The 16,471-nt window shown below is 27.3% G+C and carries 15 protein-coding genes; 9 read left to right on the forward strand and 6 right to left on the reverse strand.

The window, feature by feature from the left end; all coding sequences use genetic code 4:
* The first annotated feature begins 203 nt into the window (after nt 1-203).
* The 8 genes from upp to der all read left to right on the forward strand — a co-directional run bounded on the left by upp (nt 204) and on the right by der (nt 10,197).
* Nucleotides 204-830, forward strand: coding sequence for a uracil phosphoribosyltransferase (upp, locus tag ACXYRQ_RS03790; RefSeq protein WP_458613965.1), 627 nt, complete (start codon nt 204-206; stop codon nt 828-830).
* 7 nt (nt 831-837) lie between these two features.
* Nucleotides 838-3,153, forward strand: a complete 2,316-nt coding sequence (locus ACXYRQ_RS03795) for a class I tRNA ligase family protein (protein WP_458614860.1) — start codon at nt 838-840, stop codon at nt 3,151-3,153.
* A gap of 8 nt (nt 3,154-3,161) precedes the next feature.
* A complete protein-coding gene (gene lon, locus ACXYRQ_RS03800; RefSeq protein ID WP_458614861.1) occupies nt 3,162-5,852 on the forward strand; it encodes an endopeptidase La in 2,691 nt (896 codons plus the stop codon).
* Nucleotides 5,852-7,342 carry an APC family permease gene (locus ACXYRQ_RS03805; protein WP_458597810.1) on the forward strand — a complete coding sequence of 497 codons (1,491 nt, stop codon included), beginning with the start codon at nt 5,852-5,854 and terminating at the stop codon, nt 7,340-7,342. Before lon ends, ACXYRQ_RS03805 begins: the two co-directional genes overlap by 1 nt.
* Complete coding sequence (gene msrB / locus ACXYRQ_RS03810; protein WP_458613961.1) at nt 7,312-7,752, forward strand: peptide-methionine (R)-S-oxide reductase MsrB; 441 nt, start codon at nt 7,312-7,314, stop codon at nt 7,750-7,752. The genes ACXYRQ_RS03805 and msrB overlap by 31 nt, the downstream gene beginning before the upstream one ends.
* Nucleotides 7,753-7,816: 64 nt before the next feature.
* The gene (locus tag ACXYRQ_RS03815; protein WP_435129568.1) at nt 7,817-8,239 is read left to right on the forward strand and encodes a hypothetical protein; all 423 of its coding nucleotides are present in this window, start codon (nt 7,817-7,819) and stop codon (nt 8,237-8,239) included.
* Nucleotides 8,229-8,897 carry a (d)CMP kinase gene (gene cmk, locus ACXYRQ_RS03820; protein WP_435129571.1) on the forward strand — a complete coding sequence of 223 codons (669 nt, stop codon included), beginning with the start codon at nt 8,229-8,231 and terminating at the stop codon, nt 8,895-8,897. The genes ACXYRQ_RS03815 and cmk overlap by 11 nt, the downstream gene beginning before the upstream one ends.
* The gene (gene der / locus ACXYRQ_RS03825) at nt 8,890-10,197 is read left to right on the forward strand and encodes a ribosome biogenesis GTPase Der (RefSeq protein WP_458614862.1); all 1,308 of its coding nucleotides are present in this window, start codon (nt 8,890-8,892) and stop codon (nt 10,195-10,197) included. Before cmk ends, der begins: the two co-directional genes overlap by 8 nt.
* A gap of 247 nt (nt 10,198-10,444) precedes the next feature.
* Here der and ACXYRQ_RS03830 read toward each other — a convergent pair whose 3' ends face one another.
* The 4 genes from ACXYRQ_RS03830 to ACXYRQ_RS03845 all read right to left on the reverse strand — a co-directional run bounded on the left by ACXYRQ_RS03830 (nt 10,445) and on the right by ACXYRQ_RS03845 (nt 14,039).
* On the reverse strand, nt 10,445-12,310 hold the full coding sequence (locus ACXYRQ_RS03830) for a GmrSD restriction endonuclease domain-containing protein (protein WP_458597819.1): 1,866 nt from the start codon (nt 12,308-12,310) through the stop codon (nt 10,445-10,447).
* A gap of 91 nt (nt 12,311-12,401) precedes the next feature.
* Nucleotides 12,402-12,953, reverse strand: a complete 552-nt coding sequence (gene frr, locus ACXYRQ_RS03835) for a ribosome recycling factor (RefSeq protein WP_458607544.1) — start codon at nt 12,951-12,953, stop codon at nt 12,402-12,404.
* Complete coding sequence (gene pyrH / locus ACXYRQ_RS03840; RefSeq protein WP_458614863.1) at nt 12,953-13,672, reverse strand: UMP kinase; 720 nt, start codon at nt 13,670-13,672, stop codon at nt 12,953-12,955. The genes frr and pyrH overlap by 1 nt, the downstream gene beginning before the upstream one ends.
* Before the next feature lie 211 nt (nt 13,673-13,883).
* On the reverse strand, nt 13,884-14,039 hold the full coding sequence (locus tag ACXYRQ_RS03845) for a hypothetical protein (protein ID WP_458614864.1): 156 nt from the start codon (nt 14,037-14,039) through the stop codon (nt 13,884-13,886).
* 111 nt (nt 14,040-14,150) lie between these two features.
* Here ACXYRQ_RS03845 and ACXYRQ_RS03850 point away from each other — a divergent pair, with 111 nt between their 5' ends.
* Nucleotides 14,151-15,362, forward strand: coding sequence for an IS3 family transposase (locus ACXYRQ_RS03850; RefSeq protein ID WP_458614865.1), 1,212 nt, complete (start codon nt 14,151-14,153; stop codon nt 15,360-15,362).
* A gap of 36 nt (nt 15,363-15,398) precedes the next feature.
* On the opposite strand, the gene ACXYRQ_RS03855 is transcribed toward ACXYRQ_RS03850, so the two are convergent.
* On the reverse strand, nt 15,399-15,956 hold the full coding sequence (locus tag ACXYRQ_RS03855) for a hypothetical protein (RefSeq protein WP_458614866.1): 558 nt from the start codon (nt 15,954-15,956) through the stop codon (nt 15,399-15,401).
* Between the two features lie 177 nt (nt 15,957-16,133).
* Nucleotides 16,134-16,471: hypothetical protein (locus ACXYRQ_RS03860; RefSeq protein ID WP_458614867.1), on the reverse strand; the 338-nt coding region annotated here is incomplete at its 5' end.

The following is a 16,471-nucleotide window of genomic DNA, read 5'->3' on the forward strand; positions in this document are numbered from 1 at the left end:
AATTACCTATATTTATATATTTATATTTTAGATTATTTAAAAATATAATGAAATTTCTTATAAAGTTCGCATTTAGTCCTTTTTTTGGTTCTCTTTCGATAAAAATAAATAATAAAAATGCAACTGCATTTATAAATAATTAGAAAAATATAAAAAAGTATATAATATAAAAATATTTATATAATGTGAAATTAGGAGAAATGATGCTTAAAATTTTAGAACACCCACTTATTAAAATAAAACTTACTAAATTACGTGATAAAAATACATCACACAAAGAATTTAGAAGTAATTTAAATGAAATAGGTTCGCTAATGGTTTATGAAATTATGCGAAATTATAAAACAAAACCTAAACAAATTACAACTGCTTTAGGACAGGACTTTGTTGGTGATACATTTTCAAATGAAATAGTTTTGATACCCATTTTACGTGCTGGATTAGGTATGACAGAAGGTTTACTTAATTTAATTCCACAAGCAAGAGTAGGACACATTGGAATGTATCGAGATGAAGAAACCTTACAACCAAACGAATACTTTTTTAAGATGCCTAATGTTCCAAAAGATAGTTTAATTATAGTAGTTGATCCGATGCTTGCTACAGGAAATTCAGCAGTAGATGCGATTAGACGGATTTATCAAGAGGGTTATACAAATGTACAGTTAGTGTGCCTAGTTGGAGTTAAAGAGGGTGTTAATAATGTTTTAAGTCATTTTGGAGAAGACTTTCATATATATTTATCTGCACTTGATGCTAGGTTGAATAATAAAGGTTATATCGAACCTGGTTTAGGTGATGCAGGGGATAGAATTTTTGGAACAAAATAGGAGCAGAATGTCTTATAAATTTGAAGAAATAGAAAAAAAATGACAAAAATATTGACTTGATTCTAAAAATTTTGAACCTTCAAATAATTTTACATTACAAAAGAAATACATAGTTAGTATGTTTCCGTATCCTAGTGGGAAAATCCATATGGGACATGTTAAAAATTATGCTATAAGTGACGCGATGGCACGTTTTTATCGTCGTCAAGGGTTCAATGTATTTCATCCATTTGGGTGAGATGCGTTTGGTTTACCTGCTGAAAATGCAGCAATAAAAAATAATATTCATCCTAAAAAATGAACTTATGAAAATATTAAAAATATGGATGCTGAGTTAAAAAGACTTGGTTTATCTTTTGCCTGAGATCAAGAATGTATTACAGCAGATGCAACATATACAAAATGGGAACAATTTTTATTTATTCAACTTTGAAATAAAGGTTTGATTTATAAAAAGAAGAGTTTGCTTAATTGATGCGAAAATGATAATACAGTTTTAGCAAATGAACAAGTAGTTGATAATAAATGTTGACGTTGCAATGAAAATGTTGTGCAAAAAGAAATGGATACATATTATTTAAAAATAACTGAGTATGCTGATGAACTTTTAAATGATTTGAAAACATTAGAAAATCATTGACCCCAACAAGTTTTGACAATGCAAAAAAATTGAATTGGTAGAGAAGAAGTATATAAAATTATCTTAGAATCTGCAAATAAAGATTTTGAAATAGTTGTTTTTGAAAAAGATTATCAAAATATTGTAAATGCAGACTTTTTGGCTATAAATTTTAAACACCCACTTGTGAAAAAACTAAAAAATCAGGGATTTTTTAACGAAAAAAAACAAAAAATACTTGGTGAAATAAATAATTGTGTGATTAACAAAATTTTTGGTAAGAAATTGTCAATAAAAACACCATTTCAAGTTATTAATCCAGTTACTCATGATTTTTTAGACGTTTATATATCAGATTTCGCAAGTTTTTCTGCAAAAGAAGCACAATTTGCTTCAAGTAAGAATGAAAGTCATTTATCATTTATGAATGCAAATAGCATAAATGTAAAAAATACAAGTAAAAATTATGTTGTTTTAGAAAGTGAATTAAAAAAGGTAGTTCGATATAATCTTAGAGATTGAGGAATTTCAAGACAAAGATATTGAGGAACACCAATTCCGTTGATTCATTGTCAAGTGTGTGGAACTATACCAGTTCCCGAATCGGATTTACCTATATTATTACCCGAAAAAGTTGAATTCACTGGAAAAGGAAATCCTATTTTAACAAACAATGAATGAGTAAAGATTAAATGCTATCGTTGTGGTATGGGTGCAAAACGAGAAACAGATACACTTGATACATTTTTTGAATCAAGTTGATATTGAATGAGATATACAACACCGCAAAAACAAAGAAATAACAACTTATTTATCAATGAAAATCTAAATTACTGAAATCAAGTAGATGAATATATTGGTGGTATAGAACACGCGATTTTACACCTTTTATATGCTAGATTTTTTTCCAAAGCACTTTCTGACCTTGGTTTAATAAATTATCGCGAACCTTTTTTAAATCTTTTAACACAAGGAATGGTGTTAAAAGATGGTGCAAAAATGTCGAAATCAAAAGGTAATGTAGTTGAACCAAAAGAAATGATAGAAAAATATGGTGCAGATGCAACCAGATTGTTTGTTTTTTTTGCTGCTCCACCAGCAAAAGAATTAGATTGAAGTGATGCAGGACTAAATGGATGTTTTAAGTTTTTGAATCGACTAAGTGATAGGATTAATGAATTGCCTGAAAATACAACCTTAGATGAAATAAATATAGAAAAGTTATCTTCACAAGAAAAGAATGCAAGAAGAAAACTTTATCAAGGGATGCAAAAATATTTAGATGTCTTTAACAAAAGAGAAAATGAATATGCATTTAATACTGTTATTGCATGAGTAATGGAAACATTTAATGAGTACGATACGATTAAAGATGTTGCTTTATTAAAAGAGATGTATTATGTCGTTTTGAATATTTTAGAACCTTTTGCTCCACACCTTGCTTGAGAATATTCAGAAAAATATTTTAATTTAAGAAACTTAGATGATTTTAGTATAGATGAATCAGCATTAATTGTGAACGAATTAAGTTATGGTATAACCGTAAATGGTAAAGTCCGCGGGGAAATATTGGTTGATATAAATTCAAGCGAATCAGAAGTTATAGAGAAAGCACAAAAAGAAGTTACAAAATGATTAGAAGGAAAACAAATTATTAAAAAAATATTTATACCTAAGAAATTAATTAATTTTGTCATAAAATAAGGAGAATAATGAAAAATAAAAACATATACCCATTATTAGTTGTTGATACAAACTGAATGTCTTTTCCAAAAGGTATTCATCAAATAGAAACAGATGCATTTAATTTGTATTCATCTGGCGCTTTAGTTATTCCTAAAACAAATATAGAACATAAATTTGTTATTTCGTTTACAAATAATGAGCATGAATTAGAAAGTAAAGCAGTATTTGTTAAATTCTTAAAGGCAGAACCACTTGAACCTCCTGTAAAAGATTCAGAACGAGATCAAAAATGTATGTTGACATATGAAGTTTTAGGTTTTTTTAACATAAAAGAATATGGTTTCGCAGAAACAGATGAAGATGGTTATGTTTTGTTAGAAACTTATCAACCTGTTAAAGAAGGAGATGGAGATAAACTATATGAAGAACAATTAGTCAGAGTTTGTTCGGGTGAAGTAAAGTTTGTTCCTGAAGAACCTAATTCTGATGAAACAAATGAAGTTTATAAATTTGACTTATTACCACAAAATCATGATTTAGATGCAATGCTTTCTGCTTTAAAAGGGATAAGGGATACTGAAAAAATCCCTGGTATAAAAGAAACACAATCAGTTAATATTATTTTTCAATATAATCCGATAACAAAAAAACCATATACAACCGATGACCTTTCTGCACTTATTAATTCATATTATCCGAACTTTGAATTAAAAACAAGAGAAGAAAAAATTAAGTTTTTATTTACTTTTTTATCATTTTTATCACCCGAAATAAATGAAAAGTTTGCTGCATTTTATAAATTTAACATTATTTCTTTAATGAAATTAATTGCATCCGCAACAGGTATGATGAGTCAAAATGTTGATATAGAATCACAAATGACTCAAAAGATGACAGATAAAATGGCAAGTCAACATAAAGAATATGTACTTCGTGAAAAATTAAAATATATACAAGATGAATTAGAAGGAATGAATGTTGATCCAAGCGATGATGATGATTATGCAAAAGAGTTAAAAGATAAAAATAAATCTTTCCGTTACCCTGAATCAGTAAAAAAAATTATTGCTGAAGAAACAAAGAGAGCGAACGAAATGATGGCTACATCACCAGAAGCAAATATTTCAAAAACTTATGTCAATCATCTCAAAAGACTACCATGAAGACTTACACAAAAAGAGTTATTAGATTTAGATCATGCTAAAAAAACTCTTTCTAAGTATCATTATGGACTTGAAGAAGTTAAGCAACGTGTTTTAGAATATATCGCTGTTATTATTAATACAGAAAGAAATAAAAAGAAAAAAGAAAATAAATTACCTTATGATGAAAATTATGAGATTGATATGAATTTGTTTAAGGATTCTAATAAACAAAATGATAAAACATTTAATAATGTCCCTATTATTTGTTTAGTTGGGCCACCTGGGACAGGAAAAACATCGCTTTCTAAAGCAATTGCAGAATCATTATCCAGAAAGTTTGTAAAAATTTCTCTTGGAGGAGTGCATGATGAAAGCGAAATCCGTGGACACAGAAGAACCTATGTAGGAGCAATGCCGGGAAAGATTATTAAAGCTATTTCACAATGTTCTGTTTCTAATCCAGTTATCTTATTAGATGAAATTGATAAAATGGCTTCAACAAATAAAGGGGATCCGGCATCTGCGATGTTAGAAGTTTTAGATCCAGAACAAAATACAAAGTTTCAAGATCACTACTTAGAACATGAATACGATTTATCTAAAGCAATTTTTATTGCGACTGCTAATTATTACGAAAACATTCCTCATGCTTTAATAGACCGAGTTGAAGTTATCGAATTATCTGCTTACACATTAACTGAAAAATTAAAAATTGCACAGCAACACTTGATGCCAAAAGTAACAGAACAAGTTGGGGCAAGTAGCAACTTTATGCAGATTTCTGAAGACACAATGAAATACATTATTCAAAACTATACCAAAGAAGCCGGAGTTCGTGGATTAAAACGTGTCTTAGATAAATTAGCACGCAAATTCGTGCTTAAAAAACTCGAATTACCAAAACTAAAAAATAAACAATTCGAGGTAAAAATAAATGATTTAAAAGAACTTTTAGGACCCGAAAAATTTAAAGATAATGAAAATGATGGATACAAAACCCCTGGTGTAGTTAATGGTTTAGCATATACATCAGTTGGTGGATCAACCTTGCAAATTGAAGTTAATACTTATCCAGGAAAAGGAGAAATTAAATTAACAGGTTCATTAAAAGATGTTATGAAAGAATCTGCTAATATATCACTTTCATATGTGCGTGCAAATGCTGCTAGATATGGTATTACAGACTTTAATTTTGATGAAACAACAATTCATATTCATGTGCCTGAAGGAGCAGTACCAAAAGATGGCCCAAGTGCAGGAGTGACATTTACCACTGCATTAATATCAGCATTATCACAACGAATTGTATCATCTGAAATAGGTATGACAGGTGAAATAACTCTTAGAGGTAATGTTTTAGATATCGGTGGCCTAAAAGAAAAATCATTTGCTGCCGCTTCTAAAAACTTAAAATATGTTTTTATACCTACAGGAAATGTAAAAAACTTAATTGATGTTCCTATGGAAATTAAAGAAAAGTTAACTTATATTCCTGTATCTAATTATGAAGAAATATATGAAGTAGTTTTTGAGAAGAAGAAACCCAAAAAACAATTAGAGTTTAAGCAATAGTGAAAAAACATTTTAGTGAAAAATCATTTACTTTTTTCACTATTAACTTTATTGTTGGTTTAGGTTTCCTTACAACTTTTTCAGAAATACTAAATATAGGATTTTACGGATATTTAGTTATTGCTCTTTGCTTGCTTACAATGACAGGAACAGCATTAGTATTTGCTCGTTTGGGGAATGCTTTTAAAGAACATTATGGTGGTTCATATGCTTATGCAAGACACCTTGATTCAACCTTGTTTGAAGAACAGTCAAATGTTGAAAACAAATGATATAAATTTAAAAAAGGTTTTGTAAAGAATTTTTGTTATTTCATTGGTTGAAATCAATTCTTACAATCACCTGTTTTATCATCTGTGTCACCTTTGTTTTTAGCGCAAACTTTTGAATTAGTAATACCTAAAACTATTTCAAATTATATAACTATAATATGGATTATAAGAGTCATTGCATTTATCTTCTTTGGTGCATTGATATTGATATCAACCAAAGGATTATCACTTAATACAAAAGTTGTATTTTTAACATCTGCTGTAAAATGAGCATTTTTGTTGATAGGTTTTGTAAACTTAGTATATCTTTCGGTTATAAAACCTGGTGGATATACAGTTGTTTATGAAACAACAAAAAAAGCAACATCTACAATGATTTTTGGAAGTATTTTAGTTTTTATTTTTGCTTTTGCAGGAATTGAAGATATGGCTTCTATGGCAAAGGACGCAGAATTTAAAAATTTTAAAAGAATTTTATTTGTTTCCCTAGGAATTGTAGCAGTTGTTTACCTAGCATTTTATAGTGTTTATTTAGCAATAAAGTTTGATTCAAATAACAATGAATTTTCACAAATTTATTATCTTGTAATGAATATTACAGGAACGATTGTGTTTATTATTGGATTTATATTTAATGATATAGGGTATAAAATTACACAAACGGTATCTACAGCAAGAAAGTTAATTCCGCTTGCATTAGATAATCATATTAATCCAAAATATGCAGATCATAATAAACACGGTGAATACCGTAATGCAATCATTTTAACAGCAGTTATTACATTTATAGCAATGCTTGTTTTATGATTAGTACCAACCCTTTTAAGCAAAACAAAAGATAATGATAACCCGTTCTTTACAGCTGTTATAAAAGTAAATAGTTTAGCACTGTTAATTGAAGATACTTTAACAGCTGTTGTAGCATTAATTTTAGAAAAAAAGAAACAAATATCTAAAATCCCGTGATGAGAAAAAACAATATATATAGTTAATATTTTATGAATTTCAACTTTAATTTTATTTTTCTTAGTACCAAACATATTAGGTAACAACTGAGATGAGACCAACACCTTTGTTGTAGTTGTATATCTATCATTTGTTTTGATAGGATTTATAATAAAATGAATGTGAATTTATAAACAAAAGAAACCGAACAACTTAAAAAAGATAATTTTTTGAAAGGAAATATGGAACAAAAGAAAAAAGAACAACGTTTAAAAGAACTTACAGAATTACAATATAAAGTAACTCAAGAAGGATATACAGAACATCCATATTCGAATGAATATGATGAACATTTTGAAGAAGGAATTTATGTGGATATCGTTGATGGAACACCACTTTTTAAATCACAAGATAAATTTAATTCAGGATGTGGGTGACCAGCATTTAGTAAACCGATAGATGAATATGTTGTAACAGAACATAGCGATTATTCACATAATATGATTCGAACTGAGGTAAAAAGTAAAAATGCTAATTCACACTTAGGACATGTATTTAATGATGGTCCAAGAAAATTAGGTGGACTTCGGTACTGCATTAATTCTGCATCATTGCGTTTTATTCCCGTAGATAAATTAAAAGATGAAGGTTATGAAGAATACCTTGAATTATTTAAAAAATAACTGTAAAGCACTATAATGTGCTTTTTGTTATTTCAAAATATAAAAAATAAAGTAAAATAACTATATGAATTTTAATGGTTCAAAAGTAGATGATTCAAACGAAGATAAGGATGTTTTAGATAACCTAATTCTGCTATCTCAATCAGGAAATGATGAACTAAAAAAAGAGCAAAAATGATTCAAAAAGAACATTAATTCAGCTTATAAATATCAGCAAAATGTTAGTATCGAATCCAAATTAATAGAAAAACAAGAAGTTTTTGATTTCGATTTTAATTATTTGTATAAAGAATTATTACAAGGTTATATAGACTTAAAAATTAAATTCGATAAACAAAACGACTCATATGTAGATGATATAGAATTTATTGAAAAAGATAAAGCACAATATTTAATTGATACATTAGCTTCAGAAGAACACAATATATCAAATACTACAAAAGTAAGAATAAAGAAAAAGAAACTTGGAGGTAGTGATGAAAGTTAATATTGCAATAGATGGGCCATCTGGAGTAGGTAAATCCACAGTAAGTAAGCAAATAGCAAGCAGATATGGTTTCACTTTTATAAATAGTGGTAGTGTATATCGGGCAATCGCAAAAAACACCATTGATAATGGTGTTGATTCTCGTGATCAAGAAAATGTTATTAAGACATTACAAAAAGGTATGATTAAACTGCTAGAAAATGACAGAATTGAATTAAAAGGAATTGATGTATCAAAAGCTATAAGGGCCGATTATATCTCACAAATAACTCCGTCTGTGGCTAAAATTCCTGCAGTGCGAGAGTTTGTGGTTGATTATATTCAACAACTTACTAAAAAACGTAAAGGATATATTATCGATGGGAGGGATACAACTTTTAAAATTATGCCCCATGCTGAAGTAAAAATCTTTTTATGAGCAGAAGAAGAAGAAAGAGCAAAGCGTAGAATGAAGCAAAATCAGGAATTAGGTTATAATACAGGTTTTGCAGAAGTGCTTTATGAAGTAAAAAAACGAGACGAACAAGATATGAATCGTGAAGTTGATCCGTTACATAAAACTGAAGATGCAGTATTTATTGATTGTACTAATTTAGAGATAGAAGAAGTGATAGCAAAGATTATGGATTTGGTTAAAGAAAGGTCAAAAGATGCATAATACAGTTGCAATTATCGGAAAACCTAATGTAGGAAAAAGCACCTTATTTAATCGTATTATAGGTAAAAAGATATCAATTGTTTATGACCAACCAGGTGTTACAAGAGATAGATTGTATGAAAAAATTACTTGATCAGGTCATGAAATCAAATTAATTGATACCGGCGGAATTGAAATTGAAAATAAACCTTTTCAAGAACAAATCCAGATTCAAGCAAAAATAGCGATTGAAGAAGCAGATGTTATTGTTTTTATTTTTGATGGGACAAACGAAATAAGTAATGATGATTTATTCATAATGAATATTTTAAGAAAGAGCAATAAACCTATTATTGCTGTGGCAAACAAGCTAGAAAACAACCAGCAATTTGATTATGGATGATATGCTTTAGGAGTTGAGCATATTTATTCTGTTTCTGCATTACAGGGTGAAGGTGTTGGTGAAGTTTTAGATAAGTGTTTAGAATATCTTGATTTCAGCGATGAAGACCAAAATGATTATTTTAATTTAGCGATTATCGGAAAACCTAATGCTGGTAAAAGTTCGCTACTTAATAACTTGACTAAAGAGTATCGTTCAATTGTTTCAGAAATTGCAGGAACCACACGAGATAGTGTTAAATCAACTGTTGAAATAGACCATAAACTATATAATGTGATTGATACAGCAGGAATAACAAAAAAATCAAAATTAATTGAAAGTGTTGATCATTATGCTTTAATGCGAGCGATGAATTCGCTATCAGAAGCTGATTTGTCTTTGATAGTAATCGATGCGACACAACAAGAAGTATCACATTTTGATTCTAGAATTATAGGATATGCATTAGAGAATGAAAAACCAATAATTGTGGTAATAAATAAATGAGATTTAGTTGAAAAACAAACAAATACAATGGCTGATTATGAAAAGAAAATGAGAAATAAATTTCATTTTGTTCCATGAGTTCCTTTTGTATTTATTTCAGCAAAATTTAATCAAAGAATTAATAAGTTGATAGTAACTTTATCAGAAGTTCGTGAAAATATGGAAAGAGATATAAAACCGTCGTTGCTTTCTAATTTAGTGCTTGAAACACAACTTATTCAACCAGCACAACCGTTTAATGGTGGAAGATTAAATATTTATTATGTTCGTAAAGAATTATCAAAAATACCTACTTTTACATTCTTTGTAAATAATAAAAAATTCTTACACTTTTCATATCAAAGGTTTTTAGAAAATCAATTGAGAGCTACCTTTAATTTCAAAGGTTGTCCAATTAAGATGTATTTTAAGAATAAGAATGGGTTGGAGTAAAATTGGTTGATAAAAACTAGAGTTAGTTAACATTTTCTTTAAGAAAAATAATTAAAATAAAGTAAAAGGTTATAGTGGCATTGATTAGAACCTAAATTTTTGCTGTTTTTATACCTAGCAAAAAAAACGGCATATTTTTAAAATAAGACGCCGAGTGGTCCCTTAGGCGTCCTACTTATGAATAGTATAAGGATTTTATTTATTAATGTGGTATTAAAGAAAGAAAATTTACATAATACTTTAAAATCTAAATATTCTCATATCATTTTTTAATTTTTTTCGCCATTAATTTTCTTCTTTCAGGCAAAAATTTATCTTTATAATCTTTATATGTTCAGTTTATTATATCTTTTGGAATACAGTTTTCATCGAGATTTTCATCCAATTCTTCTAAGGAAATCTTTCTACCAAGGAAAAGAGAATTATTTGTTTTTATATCTTGAATTATTTCTTTAAAATATACATTAGGTGCTTTGTCTTTGATCTTAATATTTATATTCTTTTCTAAATATACTAAGTTAGCAGAATGGTTGTATCATTTTTTCTCAGATAAAAATGAATATTCATTAAATTCATTAGAAGAATTAATTAAATATTGTTTGGGAAAAATATGGTGTTTGTCACTGATTAAATTTTTTAACATATCCTCTTGTGTTAATCAAGGAGTAAGAAATCCTTTATTGCCGTTAGCAACTGAGGCGGCATAATAACATTTTAGAAATGGATTTTCTTGTATACTTGTATCTAAGAGTTCAGGAAGTCTTAGTTCTCAAAAATCAGTTGTCAATTCTGTTTGATCTATTTTTCTTAATATCACTTCGATTCCTAATTCTTTTATATTTCTTAAATCATTAATAACTTGATCAACATAACTATCTTTATATCTTTTTGTTAATAAAGACATTATATACCATTTAACAGTGTATTTTTTAACTTCTTCCATACCAAGACGAGAAAGTTTTCTAAGCTTTAAAAAGACTATATAAGCAATATTTATTACAACAGAATTTTTATTGATTTTTATATTTTTAAATCCTATATTTTTGATTGCTTGTGTAAAAGTATTGAAATTATATTTGTCTATAAAACTCGAAATTCCATTAATAATTTTTTCAAAATTACTTTGTATATTTTCTGGAATATATTCTCTTTTTTCGAAATCCCTACCAGATAATAATTCAACAAGATCGCTCATTTTTGCTCTATCAAAAATATGAGAAAATGAAACAAATAATATATCATTCACTGATGGTTTATAAATATAATCATTATTATTTATATTACTAAGTCAAGTAATTTTCTGACCCATTTCAGTTTTAAAAAAATCTGGATCAATTTTTTCAATCTCTCTGTAAATATTATTATCGGTTTTTAGGATTTCAGAAAAATAATTCATAACTCTAATTATATTTGTTCCGTAATTTTTATTTGCAGAAATTTTACTTATTGAATAATCCAAAAGCTTTAAAGGTGTCCCTTTGGAATTTATCCTTATAAAAATTTCTGTAAGCGTTTCCAGATCAACATATTCTTTTATTTCAATTACCCCAATATTAGTTGATCATATTTTATGTTTTAAATTATCTATTTTGCTATCGATATCTTCCATAGTTATTTCTGGATTATCATTAATATATTTTTGACAAACTTTATAATGAGAATGACCTTTAAATATATCTGAAATATCAGATATTCATTTTTTACTATTTTTTGTATATGCATTTTGTATTTTAAAAATCTCTTCATTTTTCTTAGGGAAGGGGTTAAAAGAAACAATTATTCTTCTTTTTTTATAATTTTCATCCAAGACTTCTAAACCATTAATTATTGCATTTAGAGCAGTTAACCTTTGTTGACCATCAATCAAAACAGTTTCAAAATCATCATTTGAAACATAACTCTTCCGTTTTATATCATTATTACGAGGTCTGTTTGTTATTATATAACCTATTGGGAAACCATGATATAAGGAATCGAACAAATCACTTACTTGTTTGTCTTTTCAAACATAAGGTCTTTGCATTTCGGGAATTATAAGTTTATCCTGAGAAAGTTCATAAATAATATCTTTAATTGTTCTTTGTTTTAGTTCATATTTAGTATTATTTTCCATAATCTTCCTTGTATAAATGTGAATATTTCCTTTATTATATACAAAAAAAAAAAAAAAAAAAACAAACCACAAATTTTTGCACCGGAGCTTGTTATTTGTTTAGTAGTTCGTTTTCTTTTTCTTTGGTTAATTGAACGACTTTTTCAATTAATAAATCTACTTCTTTTTGAACAGCATCTAAGTATTTCTTTTCTTCATCCTCAGAAAGTTCTTCATTTGCTTTAATCATCTTATTTATTTCTTGACGAGCATTACGGATTCCTATTTTAGTTGCTTCAGTTAGTTTTGCTAAGTTCTTGATCATCTCTTTACGACGTTGAGTTGTTAAAGATGGAAATGTAAGTCTAATTTGATTACCTTCATCAACGGGGGGAATCCCAAGATTTGCTTTATCTAAAGCTTTAGCAATTTCTTTTACTGATGCCATATCATAAGGCTTAACTAAAAGTTGTTGTGGTTCAGGAACTGAGATGTTTGCTAATTCATCAAGTGGAGTGGGAACATCATAATAGTTTACCCGAATCCCTTTAATAAGTTGTGGATTGGCTCTACCAGTAGAAATTTTTGACATCTCAAATTTAAAATGACTAATTGCTTTTTCAGATTTTTCTTGTAGTTCTAATAAATAAGTTTCTATATCCATTATTTAATTACCTCTGTGTGTGTTATTTGTCCTTTTAAAACTTTTAATATTGAATCTTCTTCGAGTAAGTTAAATATAATTAAATTAATATTGTTATCACGAGCCATACTAGTGGCAGTTAAATCCATAACTTGTAATTTTTTTTCAAGTATTTCATTATATGTAATTTTATCATATCTTTTTGCATTCGGATTTGTTTTAGGATCACTATCATAAATCCCATCGGTTCCATTTTTACCCATTAAAATAACTTCTGCACCAATTTCAGATGCATATAATGTAGATGCAGTATCAGTGGTGAAATAAGGGCGACCAGTTCCACCGACAAAGATTACAACCTCTCCATCTTCAAGGTATTTCATTGTTTTTTCATTTACATAGTTTTCCGCAACACGAGCATCAATGTTCAATGAACTTTGCACCCTTGCTTTAAGTCCCACAAGCTCAAAACCACTACGAAGCGCTAAACCATTCATTATGGTAGCGAGCATCCCGATGTAATCGGCACGATTACGAGGAATACCATTTTTTTCAGCAGATGCACCTCTTCAGAAATTACCACCACCAATAACAATAGACACTTGTACACCTTGCTTTACAATTTCTTTTAATTGTATGGCAATTTTCTTAACAAGTGCGTTATCAATTGCTAGGTGTTTTTCTTTGTTAGCAAAACCTTCACCAGAAAGTTTTATTAAGATTCGTTTATATTTAATCATTTTTCCTCTAATATAATTTATTTATCATATTATAAACAAATTTTATGAATTGTTATATTTAAATATAAAAGGACATTTAAAAATGTCCTTTTATTAATTCTTGTTATCATTTTTTATTAAAATTTTAAGGTATTTATAAAAGTTATTTGTATTTTTATGACAAGTGAATTCAACTTTTTATATTACGACTTTATGTGTTTATATAATAAACTTATACATCAGCTTTATCAGTTGTTATAATTGAAGGTAAATATTTATAAAGATTCAAAATTTCTTGTTTTGTAGCTTTTTTAATCGTTGCTGATTTGCTTTTGTCAATATATTTTATGTTCATTAACAATTTTGGGTCTCTATTTTTATAATCCAAAGGAAGGTTTTTCACCTAATAAATAAAAATCAACAACAAAAAATGTCAATAAAGTAGGACGCCGGGGTGGTACCACCCCGGCGATTTTTTTGATAAAAAAGGAGTAAAAATATGGCAAAACACCTAACTCACGAACAATGAAAATTTTGAATCGAAAAATATCAAAGTTGTAAATCTAAAATTGAAGTAAATATTTTTTGAATTGAATTTTGCAAAATTAGAAATACAAAATTAACAAAAGAAGTAATTAAAAATTTCAAAAATAAGATAAAAATGTACAATTTAAATATGAATTTGAGCAGCAAGACGGGAAAGTCTTTGAAGAAAAATAAAGGTGTCGGAAGAAAGAAAATTAAGTTAAACATTAAATACGATGAACTGAATAATTACAGCAAAGAGTTCGTGATAGAAATTTTGAAAATTTTTACTGAATCCACAAATAATGAAATAGATTTAGATGAAGCAATTTCAAAAATTAAGAAGTTAAATTCTTATGTTTCGTTAAACAAAATTCTTTACCTTTTAGGTATTTCAAGAACTAGTTATTTCAGATGAAAGAAACAAATTAATTTACCAAAACCAGAAGCTAAAAATACTTCTGATGAAGAACTTGTTATTAAATCTTTCAAAGAAAATAAAGGTTTATATGGTCGTGTAAGATTATCGATTTACATCTACAAAAAATATAAAATAAACCTAAATTACAGGAAAATAGGGAGAATAATGAACAAATTTTCTTTAAAATGTCTCGTTAGACAAAAGAAAAGAAAAAAAGAAAAAAAGGATACAAATGTAAAATTTATCGATCTTGTGCAAAGAGATTATAACGGTGAAAAGAATAACATTGTTTCTACAGATGTTTCATATATTACTGCTCCAAAAGATTCAGAATCAAATCATTTATATTTATCAGTTGCAATACATCACAAAACAAAAGCTGTTGTGTCTTGAAACCTTTCAGAAACAAATGACACAAAACTTGTTATTGAGCATATTTCAAAAATTCATTTTAAAGATAAATGAATACTTCATTCCGATCACGGATATCAATATTCTTCAAAAGAATATATAAAGTTAACACAAAAATTAAATGCTCAAATTTCAATGTCACGAATAGGAAATTCATTAGACAACAGAGAATCAGAATATTTCTTTTCTGTTATAAAATCAGAATGCTTAAATTTATACAACTTAAATAAATTAACATTTAACGAAATTTATCAATTAATTGATGAATATATAAATTTTTATAATAAAATTAGATTCCAATCAGTTTTAAATTGGAAAACTCCACAACAATGTTGGAGAGAATTCAATTTTTAACAAAACACATTTTTAGTACCACAAAAGTGTCCATGTTTACAAATTATTTTCACCTTTACTTTTATAGTCAGGAACTAATACCAAATTTGGAATTTTATCATCGTTTACTCAAACCTCATACATTAATAAATTTTTCGTTTTAAAGAATTCAACAATATCTTGGTTATTTAAATAAATTTCTTTAATCTTTTCTAGATTAATTTCCTTTAATTTTTCTTCTGTTAAATTATTTATATCAAAAACTACCTTGTCTTTGAACAAATTATAGTATTTCTTGACAAAAGACAAATTAAACTTATCTAAAAACCGTTTATTTAATTCTTCAACTGAATTAATATATGAATATTTATTTTTTAATAAATATTCAAATTTACCAGCATCTTCTTTATTGTTTTTCCACATATAATAAAAATAATTATCGTTAATATCTTTAATCATATTGTCTTTTTTATAAGACAGTATATATGAATAAAAATTGCCTATATCATCTTTATTATATTTATTAGAGTCTTTTTGTGAATATGAGCAAGAAGTAACAAGTAAAGAGAAAGAAGCAGAAGAAATAGATAATATTTTTTTAATCTTATTTTTCAATATAATATCTCCTTATCATAAAATTTTGTAAGAAATTAATTACCTATATGATTTCTTACATTTTTATTTTATAAGAAAAGAAGAAAGTAATCTAGAAAAAGATATAAAAAGTCATTTAAACTTTTTATATCTGCAATTTTATGGAAAAGAAATATGCACTTATACTTACTATACAAATTACACCAGCACCTTATTAATAATTTCTTTAGCCTTTATTTTATTATTTTTAGCTAGTTCTTTTTTATAATCGCTATAATTAATTCTATTTATCTTATCTAAATTATTTTGCGCATAAATAGTATTTAAATAAGTAAATAAATAGTTATATGATGCAACATTAAATGCTATATTAGCATCTACATCATACCCCAGCAAGAATCCATCAAGTAATGTATCTTTTGCTTCACCATTACTTAACACAGTATACCACCCCAGCACTTCGTTATTTAGTTTTTCATTAGCATCCTTATACATAAACTCGAAATTACTATTTTTACCATAAGGTAGCATATCCA

This window comes from Mycoplasma sp. 394 (genome assembly GCF_054353895.1).